The 17,920-nt window shown below is 63.3% G+C and carries 21 protein-coding genes; 8 read left to right on the forward strand and 13 right to left on the reverse strand.

Annotated features, from left to right (window positions below; genetic code table 11):
• Positions 1-14: 14 nt before the first annotated feature.
• Both ABIA96_RS03670 and ABIA96_RS03675 read right to left on the reverse strand, forming a co-directional pair.
• The gene (locus tag ABIA96_RS03670; RefSeq protein ID WP_354135646.1) at positions 15-269 is read right to left on the reverse strand and encodes a hypothetical protein; all 255 of its coding nucleotides are present in this window, start codon (positions 267-269) and stop codon (positions 15-17) included.
• 120 nt (positions 270-389) lie between these two features.
• Positions 390-635, reverse strand: a complete 246-nt coding sequence (locus ABIA96_RS03675; RefSeq protein WP_354135647.1) for a hypothetical protein — start codon at positions 633-635, stop codon at positions 390-392.
• 361 nt (positions 636-996) lie between these two features.
• Between ABIA96_RS03675 and ABIA96_RS03680 the strand changes: the two genes are divergently transcribed.
• Entirely contained in the window at positions 997-1,638 is a 642-nt protein-coding gene (locus ABIA96_RS03680; protein WP_354135648.1) for an OmpA family protein, read from the forward strand.
• 78 nt (positions 1,639-1,716) lie between these two features.
• Here ABIA96_RS03680 and ABIA96_RS03685 read toward each other — a convergent pair whose 3' ends face one another.
• Positions 1,717-3,075: a phospholipid carrier-dependent glycosyltransferase gene (locus ABIA96_RS03685; RefSeq protein ID WP_502918789.1), complete on the reverse strand. Its 1,359-nt coding sequence runs from the start codon at positions 3,073-3,075 to the stop codon at positions 1,717-1,719.
• 118 nt (positions 3,076-3,193) lie between these two features.
• On the opposite strand from ABIA96_RS03685, the gene ABIA96_RS03690 reads away from it, so the two are divergent.
• Both ABIA96_RS03690 and ABIA96_RS03695 read left to right on the forward strand, forming a co-directional pair.
• Positions 3,194-3,895 (forward strand): FecR family protein, encoded by a 702-nt coding sequence (locus tag ABIA96_RS03690; RefSeq protein WP_354135650.1) that lies wholly within the window; start codon positions 3,194-3,196, stop codon positions 3,893-3,895.
• Positions 3,883-5,016 (forward strand): hypothetical protein, encoded by a 1,134-nt coding sequence (locus ABIA96_RS03695; protein WP_502918790.1) that lies wholly within the window; start codon positions 3,883-3,885, stop codon positions 5,014-5,016. Before ABIA96_RS03690 ends, ABIA96_RS03695 begins: the two co-directional genes overlap by 13 nt.
• A gap of 140 nt (positions 5,017-5,156) precedes the next feature.
• Here ABIA96_RS03695 and ABIA96_RS03700 read toward each other — a convergent pair whose 3' ends face one another.
• The 3 genes from ABIA96_RS03700 to ABIA96_RS03710 form a co-directional block, all read right to left on the reverse strand.
• Positions 5,157-5,645: a VOC family protein gene (locus ABIA96_RS03700; RefSeq protein WP_354135652.1), complete on the reverse strand. Its 489-nt coding sequence runs from the start codon at positions 5,643-5,645 to the stop codon at positions 5,157-5,159.
• Positions 5,646-5,671: 26 nt separating this feature from the next.
• Entirely contained in the window at positions 5,672-6,100 is a 429-nt protein-coding gene (locus ABIA96_RS03705) for a VOC family protein (protein ID WP_354135653.1), read from the reverse strand.
• Between the two features lie 128 nt (positions 6,101-6,228).
• The gene (locus ABIA96_RS03710; protein ID WP_354135654.1) at positions 6,229-6,744 is read right to left on the reverse strand and encodes a cupin domain-containing protein; all 516 of its coding nucleotides are present in this window, start codon (positions 6,742-6,744) and stop codon (positions 6,229-6,231) included.
• A gap of 127 nt (positions 6,745-6,871) precedes the next feature.
• Here ABIA96_RS03710 and ABIA96_RS03715 point away from each other — a divergent pair, with 127 nt between their 5' ends.
• A complete protein-coding gene (locus ABIA96_RS03715; RefSeq protein ID WP_354135655.1) occupies positions 6,872-7,090 on the forward strand; it encodes a CsbD family protein in 219 nt (72 codons plus the stop codon).
• Positions 7,091-7,156: 66 nt separating this feature from the next.
• On the opposite strand, the gene ABIA96_RS03720 is transcribed toward ABIA96_RS03715, so the two are convergent.
• Both ABIA96_RS03720 and ggt read right to left on the reverse strand, forming a co-directional pair.
• Complete coding sequence (locus tag ABIA96_RS03720; protein WP_354135656.1) at positions 7,157-7,621, reverse strand: FKBP-type peptidyl-prolyl cis-trans isomerase; 465 nt, start codon at positions 7,619-7,621, stop codon at positions 7,157-7,159.
• 72 nt (positions 7,622-7,693) lie between these two features.
• Positions 7,694-9,280 (reverse strand): gamma-glutamyltransferase, encoded by a 1,587-nt coding sequence (gene ggt, locus ABIA96_RS03725; protein ID WP_354135657.1) that lies wholly within the window; start codon positions 9,278-9,280, stop codon positions 7,694-7,696.
• A gap of 194 nt (positions 9,281-9,474) precedes the next feature.
• Here ggt and trhO point away from each other — a divergent pair, with 194 nt between their 5' ends.
• Both trhO and ABIA96_RS03735 read left to right on the forward strand, forming a co-directional pair.
• Positions 9,475-10,227 carry an oxygen-dependent tRNA uridine(34) hydroxylase TrhO gene (gene trhO, locus ABIA96_RS03730; RefSeq protein ID WP_354135658.1) on the forward strand — a complete coding sequence of 251 codons (753 nt, stop codon included), beginning with the start codon at positions 9,475-9,477 and terminating at the stop codon, positions 10,225-10,227.
• Positions 10,217-10,435: a SlyX family protein gene (locus ABIA96_RS03735; protein WP_354135659.1), complete on the forward strand. Its 219-nt coding sequence runs from the start codon at positions 10,217-10,219 to the stop codon at positions 10,433-10,435. The genes trhO and ABIA96_RS03735 overlap by 11 nt, the downstream gene beginning before the upstream one ends.
• A 6-nt stretch (positions 10,436-10,441) precedes the next feature.
• Here the strand turns inward: ABIA96_RS03735 and ABIA96_RS03740 are convergent, their stop codons facing one another.
• Together ABIA96_RS03740 and ABIA96_RS03745 are read right to left on the reverse strand one after the other, a co-directional pair.
• The gene (locus tag ABIA96_RS03740) at positions 10,442-12,346 is read right to left on the reverse strand and encodes a diguanylate cyclase (protein WP_354135660.1); all 1,905 of its coding nucleotides are present in this window, start codon (positions 12,344-12,346) and stop codon (positions 10,442-10,444) included.
• Positions 12,347-12,512: 166 nt separating this feature from the next.
• Entirely contained in the window at positions 12,513-12,728 is a 216-nt protein-coding gene (locus ABIA96_RS03745) for a hypothetical protein (protein WP_354135661.1), read from the reverse strand.
• A 111-nt stretch (positions 12,729-12,839) separates the two neighbouring features.
• Between ABIA96_RS03745 and hemE the strand changes: the two genes are divergently transcribed.
• On the forward strand, positions 12,840-13,874 hold the full coding sequence (gene hemE / locus ABIA96_RS03750; RefSeq protein ID WP_354135662.1) for a uroporphyrinogen decarboxylase: 1,035 nt from the start codon (positions 12,840-12,842) through the stop codon (positions 13,872-13,874).
• 149 nt (positions 13,875-14,023) lie between these two features.
• Here hemE and ABIA96_RS03755 read toward each other — a convergent pair whose 3' ends face one another.
• The gene (locus ABIA96_RS03755; RefSeq protein WP_354135663.1) at positions 14,024-14,728 is read right to left on the reverse strand and encodes a dienelactone hydrolase family protein; all 705 of its coding nucleotides are present in this window, start codon (positions 14,726-14,728) and stop codon (positions 14,024-14,026) included.
• Positions 14,729-14,825: 97 nt separating this feature from the next.
• Positions 14,826-15,806 (reverse strand): Bug family tripartite tricarboxylate transporter substrate binding protein, encoded by a 981-nt coding sequence (locus tag ABIA96_RS03760; protein ID WP_502918791.1) that lies wholly within the window; start codon positions 15,804-15,806, stop codon positions 14,826-14,828.
• 128 nt (positions 15,807-15,934) lie between these two features.
• Between ABIA96_RS03760 and ABIA96_RS03765 the strand changes: the two genes are divergently transcribed.
• Complete coding sequence (locus ABIA96_RS03765) at positions 15,935-16,876, forward strand: LysR family transcriptional regulator (protein ID WP_354135665.1); 942 nt, start codon at positions 15,935-15,937, stop codon at positions 16,874-16,876.
• On the opposite strand, the gene hemC is transcribed toward ABIA96_RS03765, so the two are convergent.
• The gene (hemC, locus tag ABIA96_RS03770) at positions 16,877-17,857 is read right to left on the reverse strand and encodes a hydroxymethylbilane synthase (RefSeq protein ID WP_354135666.1); all 981 of its coding nucleotides are present in this window, start codon (positions 17,855-17,857) and stop codon (positions 16,877-16,879) included. It lies immediately after the preceding gene.
• Positions 17,858-17,920: the final 63 nt, after the last annotated feature.

Below are 17,920 nucleotides of genomic sequence, written 5' to 3' on the forward strand. Positions count from 1 at the left end.
GGTGCGGCCGAAGCCTACTTCATCATCATGGCCTTCTGGGACTTCATGTAGTGCATGCAGGCACTCTTCATCTTGCCCATGCTCATGTCGGTGTTGGCCATGGCCATTTCCTTGTTCGCGGCCATCTTGGCGGGCGTGTCGGCGGTGCCGGTCATCATGGCCGTCGACTTCATCAGGTTATCGCCGGTGCACGCCATCATCGCGGCGGATGCAGGCGAAACTGAAAGAGCGAACGCGACAAAGGCTGCGGCGGTGAGCAAGGTCTTCATCGAAAATCTCCTGAAGTAAAACGAAACAGGCGTCGTGCCGGCATTCGCAATACGTATTCGCTGGCGCGAACGTTTCGCGGAGAAGACATTTTTCTTGCTGGACCGCAAGGCGGCACGGCCTCAGCGGCCGTCCTTCGGTACCCTGGGCCGGTCGCTGAGGCTGCCAGTTGCGACGTCGGGCTCGCAGGAGGCCCTGCCGCGCCCCTCCGCCTGGCAGCGATAGACGCTGCCGGTGAGGCGGTCGACCAGCCACACGCTCTCGTCGGTTGGAGCTTCGAGGCCGACATAGCGGGAGGTCACACCCGTGATCAGCGTCGAAAGCAGGATCGCCACCGCAATCATCGCCGCCCCGATATAGATGGGCATGGAGTTCAGAGACACAGTCCGATCCGGCGGGCCGCTGCGATAGAACTGATAGTCACCTGGCCTTGGCACTGGATGGAACTCTGCTCCCTTCGCTGGTGATTGTCGGATGAAAGGCTCTGCTATGCGCGCATCTGGCCGAAAGCTTGTTCGCGGGCGGGCCATGCGGCGACGGCTTTGCGACGATCGATGTGCGCAGGTTTCCAATCAAAAGCGGCCCGGTGTCCGGCCGCTTCGCCTATCCAGCTTGCGGTGGAACAGGCCCCCTGGCCACCAACGTGACGAGGATCACATCCGAGCCTTTGAACCTTCCCTATGCTCGCAGCATCAAATCGGCATCGGGCGTCACAGCGAGGATACGACAATGACCCATTTCAACAAGTTTTTTGGACTAAGCGCGATCACGCTCACGGCCGCGCTGTCGTTGACGGCAGGCCTGGCTTTCGCCGGCGACACCAACGTCTCCACCAACCAGATCCTGGATGCGTTGAAGCCCAAACCGATCACCCGCGGCCTGTCCGCCGGTCCGCAGGCCGATCCGACGGCGCAAGCCAAGGAAGCGACCTTCCTCAACACCGTGCGCAACCGCCAGACCCGTTCGCTCTCGATGGGCGAGCGCGACCAGATCGCCGAGCTCGCTTCGACCAAGCCGAACATCGATCTGGAGATCCAGTTCGACTACAACTCGGCCGACATCGCCAAGACCTCGGTGCCGTCGGTGCAGGCGCTCGGCAAGGCGCTGTCCGATCCGTCGCTGAAGGGCTCGACCTTCGTGGTCGCCGGCCACACCGACGCAGTCGGTACTGAGCAGTACAATCAGGGGCTCTCGGAGCGGCGCGCCGACACGATCAAGAAGTACCTGGTGCAGAACTATGGCCTCAGCAGTGGCGATCTCGTCACCGTCGGCTACGGCAAGACCAAGCTGAAGGACACCGCCAACGGCGCCGACCCGATCAACCGCCGCGTCCAGGTCGTGAACATGGACACCAAGACCGCCTCCAAATGATCTGAGCAAGTGATCTGAGAACTAATTGCAGCAATCGAGAAACCGCCTGCCGCAAAAGCGACAGGCGGTTTTCTGTTGTCAGATCCAGCTCTGAAACAGCATCAGCCGGTTGAACATCTGCATCGACGTGCCGATGAAGGCTGCCGAAATCGGCAGCATCACCGCAAAGCCGATCGCGGCGACCCCGACATAGGCCCACAACAGCCAGCGCGGCAGGCCCTCCCTGCGCAGCAAATAGACGAGCGCGAGCGAGGCCGTGGTTGCGGCCGGCAGATAATAATAGATGAAGCCCAGCGTGCGCGGCAGCAGCGCCCAGGCGAGCCAGGGACCGAAATAGAACGCCGCGATCAGGAACGCATCCCAGCGACGCGCGACGATGAAATCGCGCAATACGACGACGAGCGCGAGCAGCGCCGGCCACAGCACCAAGGGATTGCCGAGGAAGACGACCGCCGCGACGTTGTCCTCCGCGGTCTTGTCGAACAGGAACCACACAGGCCGTGCAAGCAACGGCCAGGACGGCCACGAGCTCATATAGGTATGGCCCGCGATCGCAGCCGTGGTGTTGTCGGCAAAGATGCGGCGCTGTGCTTCGATCAGATCCGGCAACGACACCCCGTAGAGCGGAACGAAGGCGGCGAGATAGGTCACGACCGGCAACAGCGCGAAGCAGAGCGCAGCATGATGTGCCCTGAAGCCGGGCCAGAGATCGGGCCGGTACCAGTCGCTCGGCTTGGCGTCGGCAAACAGTGTGTGCCAGCCCTGCATCAGACGGATCAATGCGACGATGACGATGCAAACACCGAGCGGAAACAGCCCACTCCATTTGCAGGCAGCAGCAAGACCGAACAACGCACCCGCGAGTGCGAACAGCGCCTGCGGGCGCTCCTTTCGAAAGCCGTGCAAGAAAGCGGCGATGGCGAACAGACCGAAGCCGAGTGCAAAGATGTCGAGCATCGCGATGCGCGCCTGGACATAGAGCATCTGGTTGAACGCCGCGATCAGCGCCGCCGCAATCGCTGACCCTTGCGATCCGAACAGCGCAAGACCGCAGAGATAGATCGCGACGATCGCGAGCGCGCCGAATAGCGTCGCCGGATATCGCCAACCCAGCGCATTGTCGCCGAATGCCGCGATCGAACCCGCGATCAGCTCTTTCGCCAGCGGCGGATGCATCGGATTGAGCATCGGCTGCGAGGTCCCCGAGCCCAGCATCTGCCGCGCCGCCGGCACATAATGCACCTCGTCGAAGACGAATTTTTCCGGCGTCACCAGCCCGATCAGCAGTGCGAGATGCGCAGCTAGGAAGATCGCGACAGCGATCACTGCGCTCCGCGACAAGTTCGGAACCGCGTGTGCTTCAAGCGACTGCTGTGGGGCTATTTTGCGTGGCAAATCTGCGTCACCGCGAATAAAAAAATAACTCAGCCGATCCATTGAACGCATTCTGCCGCAACTGTCACTAAGCTAACGCTCGTCTCGCGCCGCTTGTGTTAATTCTGCCACCACAAGCGCGCGCGATCCAGTGCGATCACGGTCTTCGATCGGGTACGATATGAATTCGCGTTTCCTGCTTTTCCCTACACTGCTGTCGGCCACACTTTGCGTTGCGACTTGCGCGCAGGCCCAGACCCGCGTCGGCGAAGCCGTCCTGGTTCAGAACGAAGTGGTGCGCGTCGCCGCGACCTCGTCGCCGATCAGCGTCGGCGACAGCATGATGCGCGACGAAACCGTGCGCACCGGCGCCGGCAGCGCAGCGCGCTTTGTCATGGCCGACAGCACCAATCTGTCGCTTGGACCGAGCGCCACGCTGAAGCTCGACCGCACCGTCTTCAACGACGAGCACAGCTATCGCGACGTCGCGATCCGCATGGCCACTGGCGCCTTCCGCTTCGTGACCGGACATTCGGAGAAAACCGCCTACAAGATCACGACTCCGCTCGCGACCATCGGCGTTCGCGGCACCACGCTCGACATCCTGTCGCAGCGCGGCCGCTCGGTTGTCGTACTTCAGGAGGGCGCGGCCAGCGTCTGCACGCTGAACTTCCAGTGCATTCAGCTCACCCAACCGGGCGACACCGCCGTCATCACCTCGACCGGCGGCAAGGTCTCCATCACCAAGACCAACACGCCGCCCTGGACTTTCGCCGCCAACTGCGCCGCGAATGCGGGGCTGTGCTCCGTCAACCAATATGCCGACGCCTCGCCGACCATTGCTCCCTCCGTCCATGACGACGGCATGCTATGCGGGCGCTGACGATGGCGAAACTCGGCTTCAAGAGGCTTGTCGTGGCCGGCGCATTGGCCGCGACCGCGGCGCTTGCGCTGTTCGCGCTCAACGCCCGGCCGGCTGCAGCCGCAAGCACCTGCGAGTTTGAATGCGGCGAGCCGAACCCTTATCCGTCGCCAAGCCCCTATCCGTCACCGAGCCCATATCCCTCGCCGAGCCCGTCCCCATCCCCCTCGCCGAGCCCGACGCCGACCGGCTCCGATTCCAGTGGCAGCTCGATCGGCGGCCTCGCCAACCAGCGCTTCAACCAGATGATCACCAACCGCGTGCTCGGCACGGTGCTGCTCGGCGTCAACGAGCAGGTCAATTGCAGCGACTGCGTCAGCGCGTTCGGCTCCGCAGGCTCGTTCTCGGCCGGCATCCACGGCCGCAAGGAGTTGACGTCCAATCTGTCGCTGCTCGCCGGCCTCGCCTATACGCAATACAGTGAGGGCGGCTACAACGTCACCAGCGCACCGATCGGCGCCTTCGCGCTGCGTTATGATTTCACTGAATGGGGCACGTCGCGTCCGTTCTTCGACGTCGGCACGATCCTGACGCCGTGGGAGAAGGCGCGCTACACCCGCAGCTACAACACCAGCCTCGGCCCGGTGAGCGTGACCAGTTCGACCAATGCCGCGAACTATGCAGTCTACGGTCGCGCCGGCTGGATGAGCCGCCTGTCACCGCGCGACGAGGTCGCAGCCTCCATCGAGATCTGGCAGCTTTGGCAGCGCGTATCGGGCTATGCGGACAACACGGTCGCGTTCAATCCGTTCGACGCCAGCATTGCGACCGGCACCGACCGCACCAGCCTGGTCAAGATCGGCGGCCAGTGGACCCATCTCTTTGCCGGCAACATCGAGACCAACATCAACGGCGGCTGGGTGCAGTCGTTCGCCAGCCATAGCGGCATCGTCGCCACCGTGACCGGCGACGGCATGGTGGTTCCGACGATGGGCAACCAGGGCTGGTTCGAATATGGTGGTCGCCTCGGCTTCCGCGTGCAGAAGGGCTGGATCGTGGACCTCTTCGCCAACGGCACGCTCGGTCCGCAGCCGGTTGGTAACACCATCCATGGCGGCGTGGCGCTCAGGATTAATTATTAGCCGGCGGATCCAGGCTCGATCTCGTGGGGTGGGCAAAGCGGAAGCGTGCCCGCCACTTCTGTCTCGGTCGGGGACAGATGGTGGGCACGGCGCTCTCGCGCCTTTGCCCACCCTACGGCACTACCGCACCTGTGCTGACCTCACGCCGCCGACTTGCCTTCGAACGCGCGCCGCAAGACCTCGACATCCAGCTTCACCATTTTCATCATGGCCTGCATGGCGCGCGCGGCGGCGGCCTTGTCGGAGCTCGAGAGGAAGTCGAACATCACCTTCGGCACGACCTGCCAGGACACGCCGTAGCGGTCATAGATCCAGCCGCATTGCTGCTCCTTGCCGCCATGGGCCAGGAATGCATTCCAGACGCTGTCGACCTGGGCCTGGTCATCGCAATGGATCATCAGCGACAGCGCGTGGGTGTAATCCACCTTCATCCCGCCGTTGAGCGCGACCAGGGGCTGGCCGGCCACCGTGAACTCGACGACGAGCACCGAGCCTTCCTTGCCTGACGGACCGTCCGAAACGTTCTGCTGAATGTGCGTGATCGCCGAATTCGGCACGAGCGAGACGTAAAACTTCGCAGCTTCCTCGGCATCGCCGTTGAACCACATGCAGGGCACGAGCTTGGACATCGTGAATGCTCCTCTTCAGCGTTCAATCAGGCGTTGGCCATAGCGGGCTTTGGGGGGACCGCTGCCATGTCCAGCCAGTTCACACCCCACATATGACCATCCGGATCCTCAAAGCTGCGGCCGTACATGAAGTCGTATTCGTCAATCGGGCTGGGATCGGCTACCCCGCCCGCAGCCGCGGCCTTGCCGACGATCTCGTCGACCTCGGTCCGGCTGTCAGCGGAGATACAGAACAGCGCCTGGTTCGAGGTCTTTGCATCGGAGATTGGCTTCGGCGTGAAATGACGGAATTTGTCGTGGGTCGTCAGCATCACGTAGATGGTCTCGGAAAAGACCATGCAGCTCGCCGTGTCGTCACTGAATTGCGGGTTCCTGGTCGCGCCGATTGCCTCATAGAAGGCGGTCGCACGCTTGAGGTCGGTCACCGGTAGATTGAGGAAAATCATCCTGGGCATCGGAATCTCCTTGGGCGGGTTCGGCCTAAGGACGGACGGCCGCGCCGCCATCCGACACGGCTTCTGAAATATTATTGAGCCCTAACCTGCGAGGTTCTGTCGCACCGAACCCCGCGCGGTCTTCGATCTTACTTCTTCTCGTTCGGATCCCGATGGATGGGATCGATCCAGAGCACGGTCTCGGGCTTCTCGACCGGCTCGATGTCGAGATTGATCGCAACCGCCTCGCCGTCGCTGCGCACCAGGACGCATTCCAGCACCTCGTCGCGGCTGGCGTTGATCTCCTGGTGCGGCACATAGGGCGGCACGAAAATGAAATCGCCGGGGCCCGCTTCGGCGGTGAATTGCAGGCTCTCGCCCCAGCGCATCCGCGCCTTGCCCTTCACCACGTAGATCACGCTTTCGAGATGGCCGTGATGATGCGCGCCCGTCTTCGCATCCGGTTTGATGCTGACCGTGCCCGCCCACAATTTCTGTGCGCCGACACGTGCGAAATTGATCGCGGCCGCGCGATCCATGCCTGCCGTCGACGGCACGTTGGTATCGAGCTGATTGCCGGGAATGACGCGCACGCCGTCATGTTTCCAACGATCATCGTGATGATCGTGGTCATGGTGGGAATGCGAATGGTCATGGCCGGTCATGGGACTTGCTTTCTGTTGGTTCCGTGCGAGCGAAACTAACCAAAGCCGGCCTATCAAGCCATACCAAAATCGGAACCCTCCTAGCTGCCCCGCGTTGTTATTCCGAGCAATCTGGAAGGAGAGTTTCATGAGTAGCACGAGCGACAAGATCAAAGGCAACGCTAACGAAGCCATCGGCAAGGCTAAGCAGGGCATCGGTGAAGCCACCGGTTCCGAACGCCTGCAGGGTGAAGGCGTGGTCCAGGAAGTGAAGGGCAAGGGCCAGCAGGCCATGGGCGACGCCAAGGACGCTGCAAAGGAAGCGGCTGATCGCGCCGCGGCGGCAGCACGTCGCGCGGCGGAGTAACGCGCGCTTGATTGAAAGCGAAAGACCGGCCGCGAGGCCGGTCTTTTTGTTTGTCCGTTTACGCGCTCATTTCACCGCGAGCAGTTCCACGTCGAACATCAGCGTCGCGTTCGGCGGGATCACGCCGCCGGCGCCGCGCGCGCCGTAGCCGAGCTGCGGCGGAATGATCAGCGTGCGCTTGCCGCCGACCTTCATCGTGGCAACACCCTCGTCCCAGCCGCCGATGACGCGCCCCTTGCCGATCGGGAATTCGAACGGCTCGTTGCGATCGACGGACGAGTCGAATTTCTTGCCCTTCTGGCCATTCTCATAGAGCCAGCCGGTATAGTGCATCACGCAAATCTGTCCGGGCTTCGGCGAAGCGCCGGTGCCGACGACGCTATCGGTGATCTGCAATCCTGAAGCTGTGGTCATGGTCTTTCCTGCGGTCTGGGCCGAGGCCGTGGTGGAAACGAACGTCGACACACTGGCGATCAATGTGATCGCAAGTGCCGACACGATGGCGAGGAGCATGCGCCGAAAACGCTGCATAGAACACCTTCCGTTTGAGGCGGGAGGTGTCTAGCGCAACGAGGGTGCGGTTTCCAGCCCTCGCGGCTTCGATCAATAGCCGAGTGCGCAGCCGTCCTTGCGGGGATCGGAACCGCCGGTCAGTGTACCCTTGTCCCAGTCGATCCAGATCGCCTGGGCGCCGCCGAGCGGGCCGACCACGCCGGTGGTCTTGTGGCCGAGCTTCTTGAGGCCCTCGACGATATCGGCCGGCACGCTGTCCTCGAGCTGGTACTGGCCCTCGTAGTGCAGACCACGCGGCATGTCGATGGCCTCCTGCACGTCGCATCCGTAGTCGAGGATGTTGGTCACGACGTGAGTCTGACCGACCGGCTGGTACTGCCCCCCCATCACCGCGAACGGCATCACGGAGCGGCCACCCTTGGTCATGAGGCTCGGCATGATCGTGTGCAGCGGGCGCTTGCCGCCGGCGATGCAGTTGGGGTGGCCGGGCTGGATGCGGAAGCCGCCGGCGCGGTTCTGGAAGAGCACGCCGGTCTTGTTCGAGACGATGGCCGAGCCGAACGAATGCGCGATCGAGTTGATGAACGAGCAGACGTTGCGGTCCTTATCCACGACCGTGATGTAGATGGTCGAGGGATTCATCGGTGGCGCGACGTTCGGCAGGTCGAGCATGCCGTCCATGCGGATTTTCGCGATGTGCTCGTCGCAGAACTCCTTGGCGAGGATCCTCGACACTTCGACCTGCATATGATCCGGGTCGGCGACATGCAGCTCGCGGTGCATATAGGCGATGCGCGCGGCTTCCGCCTCAAGGTGGAAGCGTTCGATGCTGAGCGGCGCGTATTTCGTCAGGTCGAACCGCGACAGGATGTTGAGCATCAGCAGCGCGGTGAGGCCGGGGCCGTTCGGCGGGCACTGCCAGACGTCATAGCCCTTGTACATGGTGCCGATCGGCGTCGTCGTCTCGGTGCTGTGCGCAGCGAAATCGTCGAGCGTGTGCAGGCCGCCGATGCCGCGCAGGGTCTCGACCATGTCTTCCGCGATAGGGCCCTTGTAGAAGGCATCGCGGCCATCCTTGGCGATCGCGCGCAGCGTCTTGCCGAGTTCGGACTGGCGGATGACGTCGCCGGCCACCGGCGGCTTGCCGCCCGGCAACAGGTAACGCACGGTGTTGGTGCCACCCTTCAGCTTTTCGAACTGGTTCTTCCAGTCGAAGGCGATGCGGGGGGCAACGACGTAGCCTTCCTCCGCCGCCTTGATCGCGGGCTGGAGCAGCCGGTCGAATCCGAACTTGCCGTGATCGCGCAGCACGGTGGCAAACGCATCGATCACGCCGGGGATCGAGACCGCATGCGCCGAGGTCAGCGGCACTGAATTGATCTTGCGCTCAAGATACCAGTCGGCGTTGGCCGCCTTCGGCGCCCGGCCGGAGCCGTTATAGGCGATGATCTTGCCCTCGCCACGCGGCTGGATCAGCGCAAAGCAGTCGCCGCCGATGCCGGTCGATTGCGGCTCGATCACGCCGAGCAGGGCAGAACCCGCCACCGCCGCGTCCACTGCCGTGCCGCCCTCGCGCAGCACCTCGATCGCGGCAAGCGATGCCTGCGGATGCGAGGTCGCCACCATCGCGTTGGTGGCGTGGACCGTAGACCTGCCGGGGAAATGGAAGTTTCTCATCGAATTCTTGCTCTCGTTAGGCTTCTCTTGGGCCGTGAGGCGCGTGCGGCGCCCTCTCGGAAAAACCGGGCCTACATGACACATTCCGACCCGTCCGGGCAATGCTGGCATACCAGGGAAATGGCTGCCATTCGCTGGGAATAGAGCTGTCAGTTGCGGGTTTTCTGGGCGCCGGCCGCCTGCTAAACGGGCGCATGATTTACAAGGTCTGCGCCTTCTACCAATTCGCCGCCCTGCCCGACTACCGCGAGCTGCGCGAGCCGCTGTGCGCATTCTGTGACGACCTCTCCCTGAAGGGCAGCGTGCTGCTGGCGCAAGAAGGCATCAACGGCACGATCGCGGGCGCACCTGCGGCGATCGACGCCTTCGCTCAAGAGCTCGTATATGGGGCGATGTTCGGCGGCCGGCTGAACAATCTCGAGCTGAAATGCTCGACTGCGGAAGCGATGCCATTCGGCCGGCTCAAGGTGCGGCTGAAGAAGGAGATCGTCACGCTTGGCGATGCGGCCGCCGATCCCACCCGGCAGGTCGGCACCTATGTCGAGGCCACCGAATGGAACGCGCTGATCGCCTCGCCCGAAACGCTGGTGCTCGACACCCGCAACGCCTTCGAGGTCGCGATGGGTACGTTCGAGGGCGCGATCGATCCCCGAATCAAGAGCTTTGGCCAGTTCAAGGATTTTGCCGCCGAACAGCTCGATCCGACCAAGCATCGCAGAATCGCGATGTTCTGCACCGGCGGCATCCGCTGCGAGAAGGCGAGCGCGCATCTGCTGGCGCGCGGCTTTGCCGAAGTCTATCACCTCAAGGGCGGCATTCTGAAATATCTGGAACAGGTGCCGGAAGCGCAGAGCCGCTGGCGCGGCGAGTGCTTCGTGTTCGACGAGCGCATCGCGCTCGGTCACGGATTGCGCGAACGGAATAAGGACACGGCACGTGACGAATGAGATCAAGATGCTCGCCGAGCGCATCGACACGCTGGAGACGCGCCTCGCCTATCAGGACGACACCATCGAGACGCTGAACCAGACCATCACCGCGCAATGGAAGCAGATCGATGTGCTGACGCGGCAACTGGCGCAGCTCAGCGAGCGGCTGCAAGAGGCCGAGGCGAACGCGCCGGGCCACACCAACGAGCGCCCACCGCATTATTGAACGTGACTACTGCCCCGAAGCCCTGGCCAGCAGGTTCATGACCTCGCCGGACATCATCAGGCGATCGCGGCCGGTATCCTTGGCCGCGTAGAGCGCCCGGTCGGCGGCCTCCACCAGCGATCCCGTGCCCGCGGTACGCTCCATCGCCGGCCGGCAGGTCGCACCACCAACCGAGACGGTGACGCATGGCGCGGTCGGATTGGAGGCATGAACGAGGCCCGCATCGTGGACGGCGCTGCGGATCCGCTCGCCGATCCGGGCGCAACCGGCGGCATCGGTGTTCGGCAGCAGCATGGCGAATTCCTCGCCGCCATAACGGGTCGCGAGATCGCCGACCCGCTGCATCTCGGCCGCGATGATCTTTGCGACCACGCGCAAGCAGGCATCGCCGGCGGGATGGCCATATTCGTCGTTGTAGGACTTGAAGTGATCGACGTCGATCATCAGCAAGCCAAGGCTGGAACGGTCGCGATAGGCCCGCGCCCATTCCTCCTTGAGCCGCTCGTCGAAACGGCGGCGGTTGGCAAGCCCGGTGAGGCTGTCCTCGATCGCGAGCGTCTCGAGCCGGGTCTCGAGCTTCTTCTGCTCGGTGATGTCGCGCGAGATCGCGACCACGCCGTCGACATTGCCATTATCCTTGCGCGTGACGCGCATGGTCGATTCCAGCCAGACCTCGGACCGCTGCCGGTGCACGTTGCGATAGGTGACGCGCGCTTCGTCCGTATCACCGCGCTTCATGGCGTCGACGATGGCCTGCACCTGCGGCCGGTCCTCCGGATGGATTCCGGCGAGCGCGTCCGTACCGATCAGCTGATTGGGGCGCCAGCCGACGACACGGTTGGACGACGGCGAGACGTAGCGGAGCCGCTCGTCGAGCCCGATGCGGGTGACCATGTCGCTGGAGCCTTCCGCGAGCAGGCGGAAATGCGCCTCCTTCTCGACCAGTGCCGCCGCCATGCGCTGGCCGCGTTGCAGATGCCGCACCAGCATGGCGCCGATGACCGCGATCAGCATCACCAGCGCGACCACGTACAGCATGCGGGAGATCGCAGCAGCCCGCCACGGCGCGAGTAGTTCATCCTTGTCGACGGTTGCGAGCAGCACGAGCGGGTAGCGGGCGCTGCGCTTGAAGAAGCTGACGCGCTCGGTGCCGTCCAGCGGCGACTTGAAATGGTAGGCGCCATTCGGCCGCTGCAGGCTGGCCTCGCGGAACAGGGGGGCGTCGCCGACGCTGCGGCCGACGAATTTTTCGTTGTTCGGGTTGCGCGCGATAATCATGCCGTCGCCGTACATCAGCGTCACCGAGCTGTTGCGGCCGATCTCGAACTGCTCGTAGAAGTGCGACAGATAACTGGAGCCGATGGCCGCGAGCACCACGCCGCCAAAACTGCCGTCCGGCTTGTTGAAGCGGCGCGACAGGGTGACGACCCATTCGCCATCGACCAGGCTCTTCACGGGGTGACCGACATAGGCTTCGCGCTTGGGCGAGACCTGGTGATAGCGGAAGAACGCATCATCGCTGAGCGTCGAAGAGATCGTGCCCGGGGCGGTCAGCCAGTTGCCCTGGTCGTCGATGATAGCGAGGCTGTGGACGCGCTCCATCGCCTTCTTGCGCGCCTCCAGAAGGTTCCGCAGCTTCGCGATAGTGGTGGGGTCGGCGCCATCCATCTCCAGCCGGCTGACGACACCGACGACGCCGGAGTCGAGCAGATCAAGGCTGTCCTCGGCATGCTGCGTCAACGAGCGGGCGACGTTTGCCATCTCGGTCTCGGCGTCCTTGAGCACCGCGTCGCGGGCGGCCCATTCACGCCAGCCACTGACGCCGAGGATCGCCACGCAAGTGAGCACGACGAAAGCCGCCGTGCGCAACGGCAGGCGGCTCCATCCGGCTCTCTGTGAGGCGACGTTCATGCGGCAGAAATCTCCGATAGCCGGAACTTCTGCCGCTTCTCTTATTGAACCTTGAAGAGCTTGCCGGGATTCGCATTCATCTACGGGTTTTCCCGTACTCCTACGGACCGGGCCTTCCGCAGATCACTAACAGGGTCTTAGCAAGCCTATCGGAAACCGGCCGCCCTTAACTGAAGATCGCCTTAACCTTGGCCCAGAGCGAGGGATTGTCGGCATCGGCATCAGCCTTCGACGGCGTCGGCTGCGTGGCGCTCACGGGATCGGACGCGGGGAAGGTATCTTCCAACCCGGTGTCGAGCTTGGCGTGACGGTCGGACGCAAGTGCCTCGTGCAGATTGTCGGCGTGCTTGTCGTGCGGCGCGGGATTGAATGTCTGGGCCATGGAATTCCTCCTCCGTTGGCGGGTCAACGCCGCGCATTTGCGCTGGTTCCCCTGTTCCGCTCGGGCTGCGCACGGTGTATCAGGAACCCCAACTCTGCATCAGGACGTCTCGTGCCCCAGTCTCCGACAAAGCCCTTCATCGACGTGCTCTCCGGCCAGCGGCAGGCAATCCCGCCAGTCTGGATGATGCGGCAGGCCGGCCGCTACCTGCCGGAATATCGCGAGCTCCGCGCCAAGGCCGGTGGCTTCCTCGATCTCTGCTTCAATCCGGAGCTTGCTGCCGAGGTCACGCTGCAACCGATCCGCCGGTTCGGCTTTGACGCCGCGATCATCTTCTCCGACATTCTGGTGATCCCCTACGCGCTCGGCCGCTCGGTGCGCTTCGAGGTCGGCGAGGGCCCGCGGCTCGAGCCGCTGGACGATCCCGCCAAGGTCGGAACGCTCGCGGCGCAAGCCGACTTCGACAAGCTGACGCCGGTGTTCGAGGCGCTCAAGATCGTGCGCGGCGCGCTCGATGAAAGAATCGCGCTGATCGGCTTCTGCGGCGCGCCCTGGACGGTTGCGACCTACATGGTCGCGGGCCACGGCACGCCCGACCAGGCCCCGGCGCGGATGATGGCCTACCGGCATCCGGAAGCGTTTGCGAAAATCATCGATGTCCTGGTCGAGAACTCGATTCAATACCTGCTGGCGCAGTTGGATGCCGGCGCCAATGCCTTGCAGATTTTCGACACCTGGGCCGGCGTGCTGCCGCCGGCCGAATTCGCGCGCTGGTCGGTCGAGCCGACGCGGCGCATCGTCGAAGGCGTCCGGGCGAAAGTGCCGGACGCCAGGATCGTCGGCTTTCCCCGCGGCGCCGGCGCGCAATTGCCGGGTTACGTCGAGGCGACCGGCGTCAACGCCGTCAGCATCGACTGGACTGCCGAGCCCGCCTTCATCCGCGAGCGGGTGCAGAGCAAGGTCGCCGTGCAGGGCAATCTCGATCCGCTGGTGCTGATATCAGGTGGTGCAGCCCTCGACCGCGCGGTCGACAACGTGCTGGCGAATTTCGCGCAAGGGCGGTTCATCTTCAATCTCGGCCACGGCATCCAGCCGGAGACGCCGATCGCCCATGTCGAGCAGATGCTGAAGCGCGTTCGGGGTTAAAAAAATCCCACCCCTCAGGAAGCGGAAAGCCAAAACCGCGAAAACAACCCCATGCACAGTAGAAATCGTTGAAGGATTTCGCTCTGCGCAGCTTTACGCCCTGCCGCACCGACGTTTGACACGTCGGGCAAAACAGGCGCACGATGGCATCATCCCGCTGCCGACTCGAGAGCTCTCAGAATCTCACGGGCGCGATTCATTGAAAAATCGTATGCCGCACGATCGAAGGACGGGCTTCCCCGCATCATGTAGCCGTGGTGCACCCCGGGAAAGATGTGCACTTCGACGTTTTCAATGCGCGCCGCCACATCACGATACGCCCCAAGCACCTCGACCGGCGCGCGATTGTCCTCGTCGCCCCACATGAAGCAGACTTGCTGGCGAACCCCGACAAGCTCGTGAAGATAGTCCAGCATCTGGGATCCGTGGCAGCAGATACCGGCGGCATAGCCAAGTCGCTTCGGCCCGAGAATCGCATACGGACCACCGTAGCAAAACCCCATGACCGCCGCCTGGCCATTGAATTGCGGGATCGCGCCAAGGTGCCTCAGGGTGTCGATCATATCGTCTTCGCCATGCTTGATTTGCTCAAGGCGCGGTTGCGCGCGCTGGGCCGCGCGCGGGTCGCTCCGCGAAAGCGGGCCGGCAATCGAACGCCAGAACAGATCCGGCACCGCGACAATGAAGCCGTATGCCGCAATCTCGTCAGCGATTGCGAGCATGTCGCCATCCACGCCATGAATGGCAGAAGCAAGCACAACGGCAGCAGCCGGCTTTTCAGGCTCGGGCGCGACCAGATAGCAATCGAACACGCCGCCGCCTTTCGCGCAAATCTTTCTGAACTTCCCTTGCATTTCGAATCCAACCGTTCGTTCGAGGTGCGGCGGCCAACGTCTGGTCCGGCCGGCGATGCGCGGTATGGAGATTGCGGCTATCCAGGACTTCGCCGCACTATTCCGGTCGGATCTTCGCGAGGCTGATCACTTTGGCCCACTTCTCGGTTTCACCGGCCATGAGCCTGCCGAAATCGGCGGGCGTGCCGCCGAGCGCCGTTGCGTCGAGGCTGCGCAGGCGCATCCTGAACCCGGGATCGGCCAGAGCGGCGTTGGTCTCCTTGTTGAGCCTGTCGATAATCGCGGCTGGCGTATCTTTCGGCGCGCCGACGCCGAACACCGAACTCGCCTCATAACCCGGCACGAATTCGCCGATGGCCGGCACATCCGGCAGCGTTTCGGATCGCACGGCCGTCGTTATCCCGAGCGGGCGCAGCTTGCCGCTCCGGATGTGTCCGATCGATGGAGCCAGGTTCACAAAGACGACCTGCACCTGCCCGCCGAGCAGATCCGTGATCGCGGGCGCCACGCCTCGATAGGGCACATGCTGAAGATCGAGCCCGCCGACTTCCTGCTTGAACAGTTCCGCCGCGATATGGGTGATCCCGCCCACGCCGCCTGAACCATAGGAGAGTTTCCCGGGATTGGCTTTGGCATAGGTGATGAACTCTGGAATTGTATGGGCAGGAATCGATGGGTGTATCACCATCACCAGGGCGCCGCGGGTCAGACTCGCGACCGGCGCAATATCCCGCAGGAAGTTGAAACCGAGATTTTCGTAAAGCGTCGCATTGATCGCGTTGGGGGAGCCAACCAGCAGGAGAGTGTAGCCGTCCGGAGACGCACGCACGACCGCATCGGTGGCGATATTGCTTCCTGCTCCGGGCCGGTTTTCGACGATGAATTGCTGGCCGAGGCGCTCCGACCACCAATCCCCGACCAGACGTGCAAGGATGTCATTTGGGCCTCCGGCGGCGAAGCCAACCACGATCCGGACCGGCCGCGAAGGGTAAGTATCCGCGTGAGCGAGGCCCGACAGCAGAGGCGGTGCTGTCACCCCCACCGCAAGGTGCAGAAATTGACGTCGGGAGGGAGTCATAAGCTTTGTTCCGTCGAACCCGCACCCGCGCGAGCTCTCTTACAACGGCTTGAGGATAGTTGATGCTGTCATAAGTGCATAAGGCTATTGTCTGATGAGATCATCTCAAAACAGAAATGGGTGCTCCCATGCAGATCAGCGACCGCATCGGGAAACGCATGAAGCTGCACGATCTGCATGTGCTGATGGCGGTGGTGCAGGCCGGCAGCATGGGCAAGGCGGCGCTCGTGCTCAATACCACCCAGCCGAATATTTCGCGATCGATCGCCGAGCTTGAGCATGCGTTCGGCGTCCGCCTGCTGGATCGCCACCGGCGCGGTATTGAGCCGACCGAGTGTGGCCGCGCCCTGCTCGATTGCGGCACCGCCGTTTTCGACGAACTACGCCGAGGCGTGAAGAGCCTCGAATTTCTAGCCGACCCCACCGCTGGAGAGGTGCGGATTGGAAGCACGGCTTTTCTGGCAGCGAGCTTTGTTTCCGCTCTCGTAGATCGGCTCTCCCGCCGTCACCCTCGGATCAGGTTTCAACTGGTGACCGGCTACATAGAAGCCCTGCACCGCGACCTGAGCGAGCGCAAAGTCGATCTGCTGTTCGCGCGGAGTGGCGGCCCGATTGCCGACGTGCGGCTGCATTTCGAGTTTCTTTTTGAAGATTGCTATGTCGTCGCGGCGGGTGCGAAAAATCCATTGACGCGACGCCGCAATATCCAGCTCTCCGATCTGGCGGAGGAGCGTTGGGTCCTTCCACCGCGGGAGAGCGTGATCGGCTCAATCATCACCCAAGCCTTTCTCGTCCGCGGACTTGAATATCCACGCGCTACGGTGGTCACTGATTCCCCCCATATGCGGGTCAGCCTGCTGGAGACGGGACGGTTCATCACGGTTTTCCCCACTTCCGCACTGAAATTTCTCGCCAGGGGCGCGGCGCTTAAGGTCCTGTCCGTTGAACTGCCGGCGGCACGTCGGCCGAACGGGATGGTCACCGTCAGGGATCGCGCCGTCAGCCCGGTTGTGCAGCTCGTCATTGACAGCGCCCGTGAGCTCGCAAGGCCAATGGCGAAACGAAAGTGACTAGCGCGGCCGGCTGCGCTCGATGATCTCGGCGGCGCCCTTGCCCAGCAAATCCAGTCCCACGGCACGGCCGAGTTCACGCGGGCGATCGGCGGGCCCTGCGCGCGAGGCTTCGATGATGGTGTTGCCGGAGAGATCGAGCACGGACGCGGTCAGCGACATCTGATCGCCCGATATCACCGAGAAACCCGCGATCGGCGAGTTGCAATGACCATTCAGCACCCACAGCACTTCGCGCTCGGCATCGGCGCAGGCATGCGCGGCAGCGTCGTCGATCGATGACAGGATCTTTCGCGTTTGCCAGTCCTGCGCCGCGCATTCGACGGCGACGATGCCCTGCCCAGCCGCCGGCAGCATCTCCGCCGCGGTAAACTCATAGGCGATACGGCTGGAAAGACCGACGCGGTCGAGGCCGGAGCGCGCCATGATCAACGCGTCCGCGGGCCCCACAGCGCCGCCATCCGGCAGACGCTGCATCTCACCATTGTCGAGCTTCCGTACGCGCGTGTCGGCGGCGCCGCGGAAATGAATGACCTCGATCTCGGGAAACAACCGCCGCGCATAGGCGGCACGTCGCACCGCGTTGGTGCCAATCTTAAAACCCTTGCCGCGCGACTGGCGCAGCGCCTGCAGCGTCACGCCGTCGCGCAGCACCAGCGCGTCGCTTGCGGGATCGCGCGACAGCGTGGCGCCGATGACGAGGCCCGGCGTGTCCTCGTTACCCGGCATGTCCTTCAACGAATGCATTGCCGCCTGCAATTCACCCGAGAGCACGGCGGCGCGGATCTGCGCGACGAAAGCACCGCCCTTGCCGCCATGCGGCAGCAGCTTACCGGTCTGGTCGAGATCGCCCGTGGTGTCGAACTTGACGATCTCGACGTCGAGATTGGGCATCGCGGCGGTCAGGCGGCGCGCAATCTCTTCCGTCTGTGCCAGCGCCATCACGCTTTTGCGGGTGCCGATCTTGAATCGCGTAGCCAAGCCCTAATGCTCCTTCAGTTAGGCGTGATCTCATCGGAAAAACGCTGCACACTTTGCGCTAAC

It is taken from the genome of Bradyrhizobium sp. LB11.1 (assembly GCF_040549385.1).
Lineage (GTDB): Bacteria > Pseudomonadota > Alphaproteobacteria > Rhizobiales > Xanthobacteraceae > Bradyrhizobium.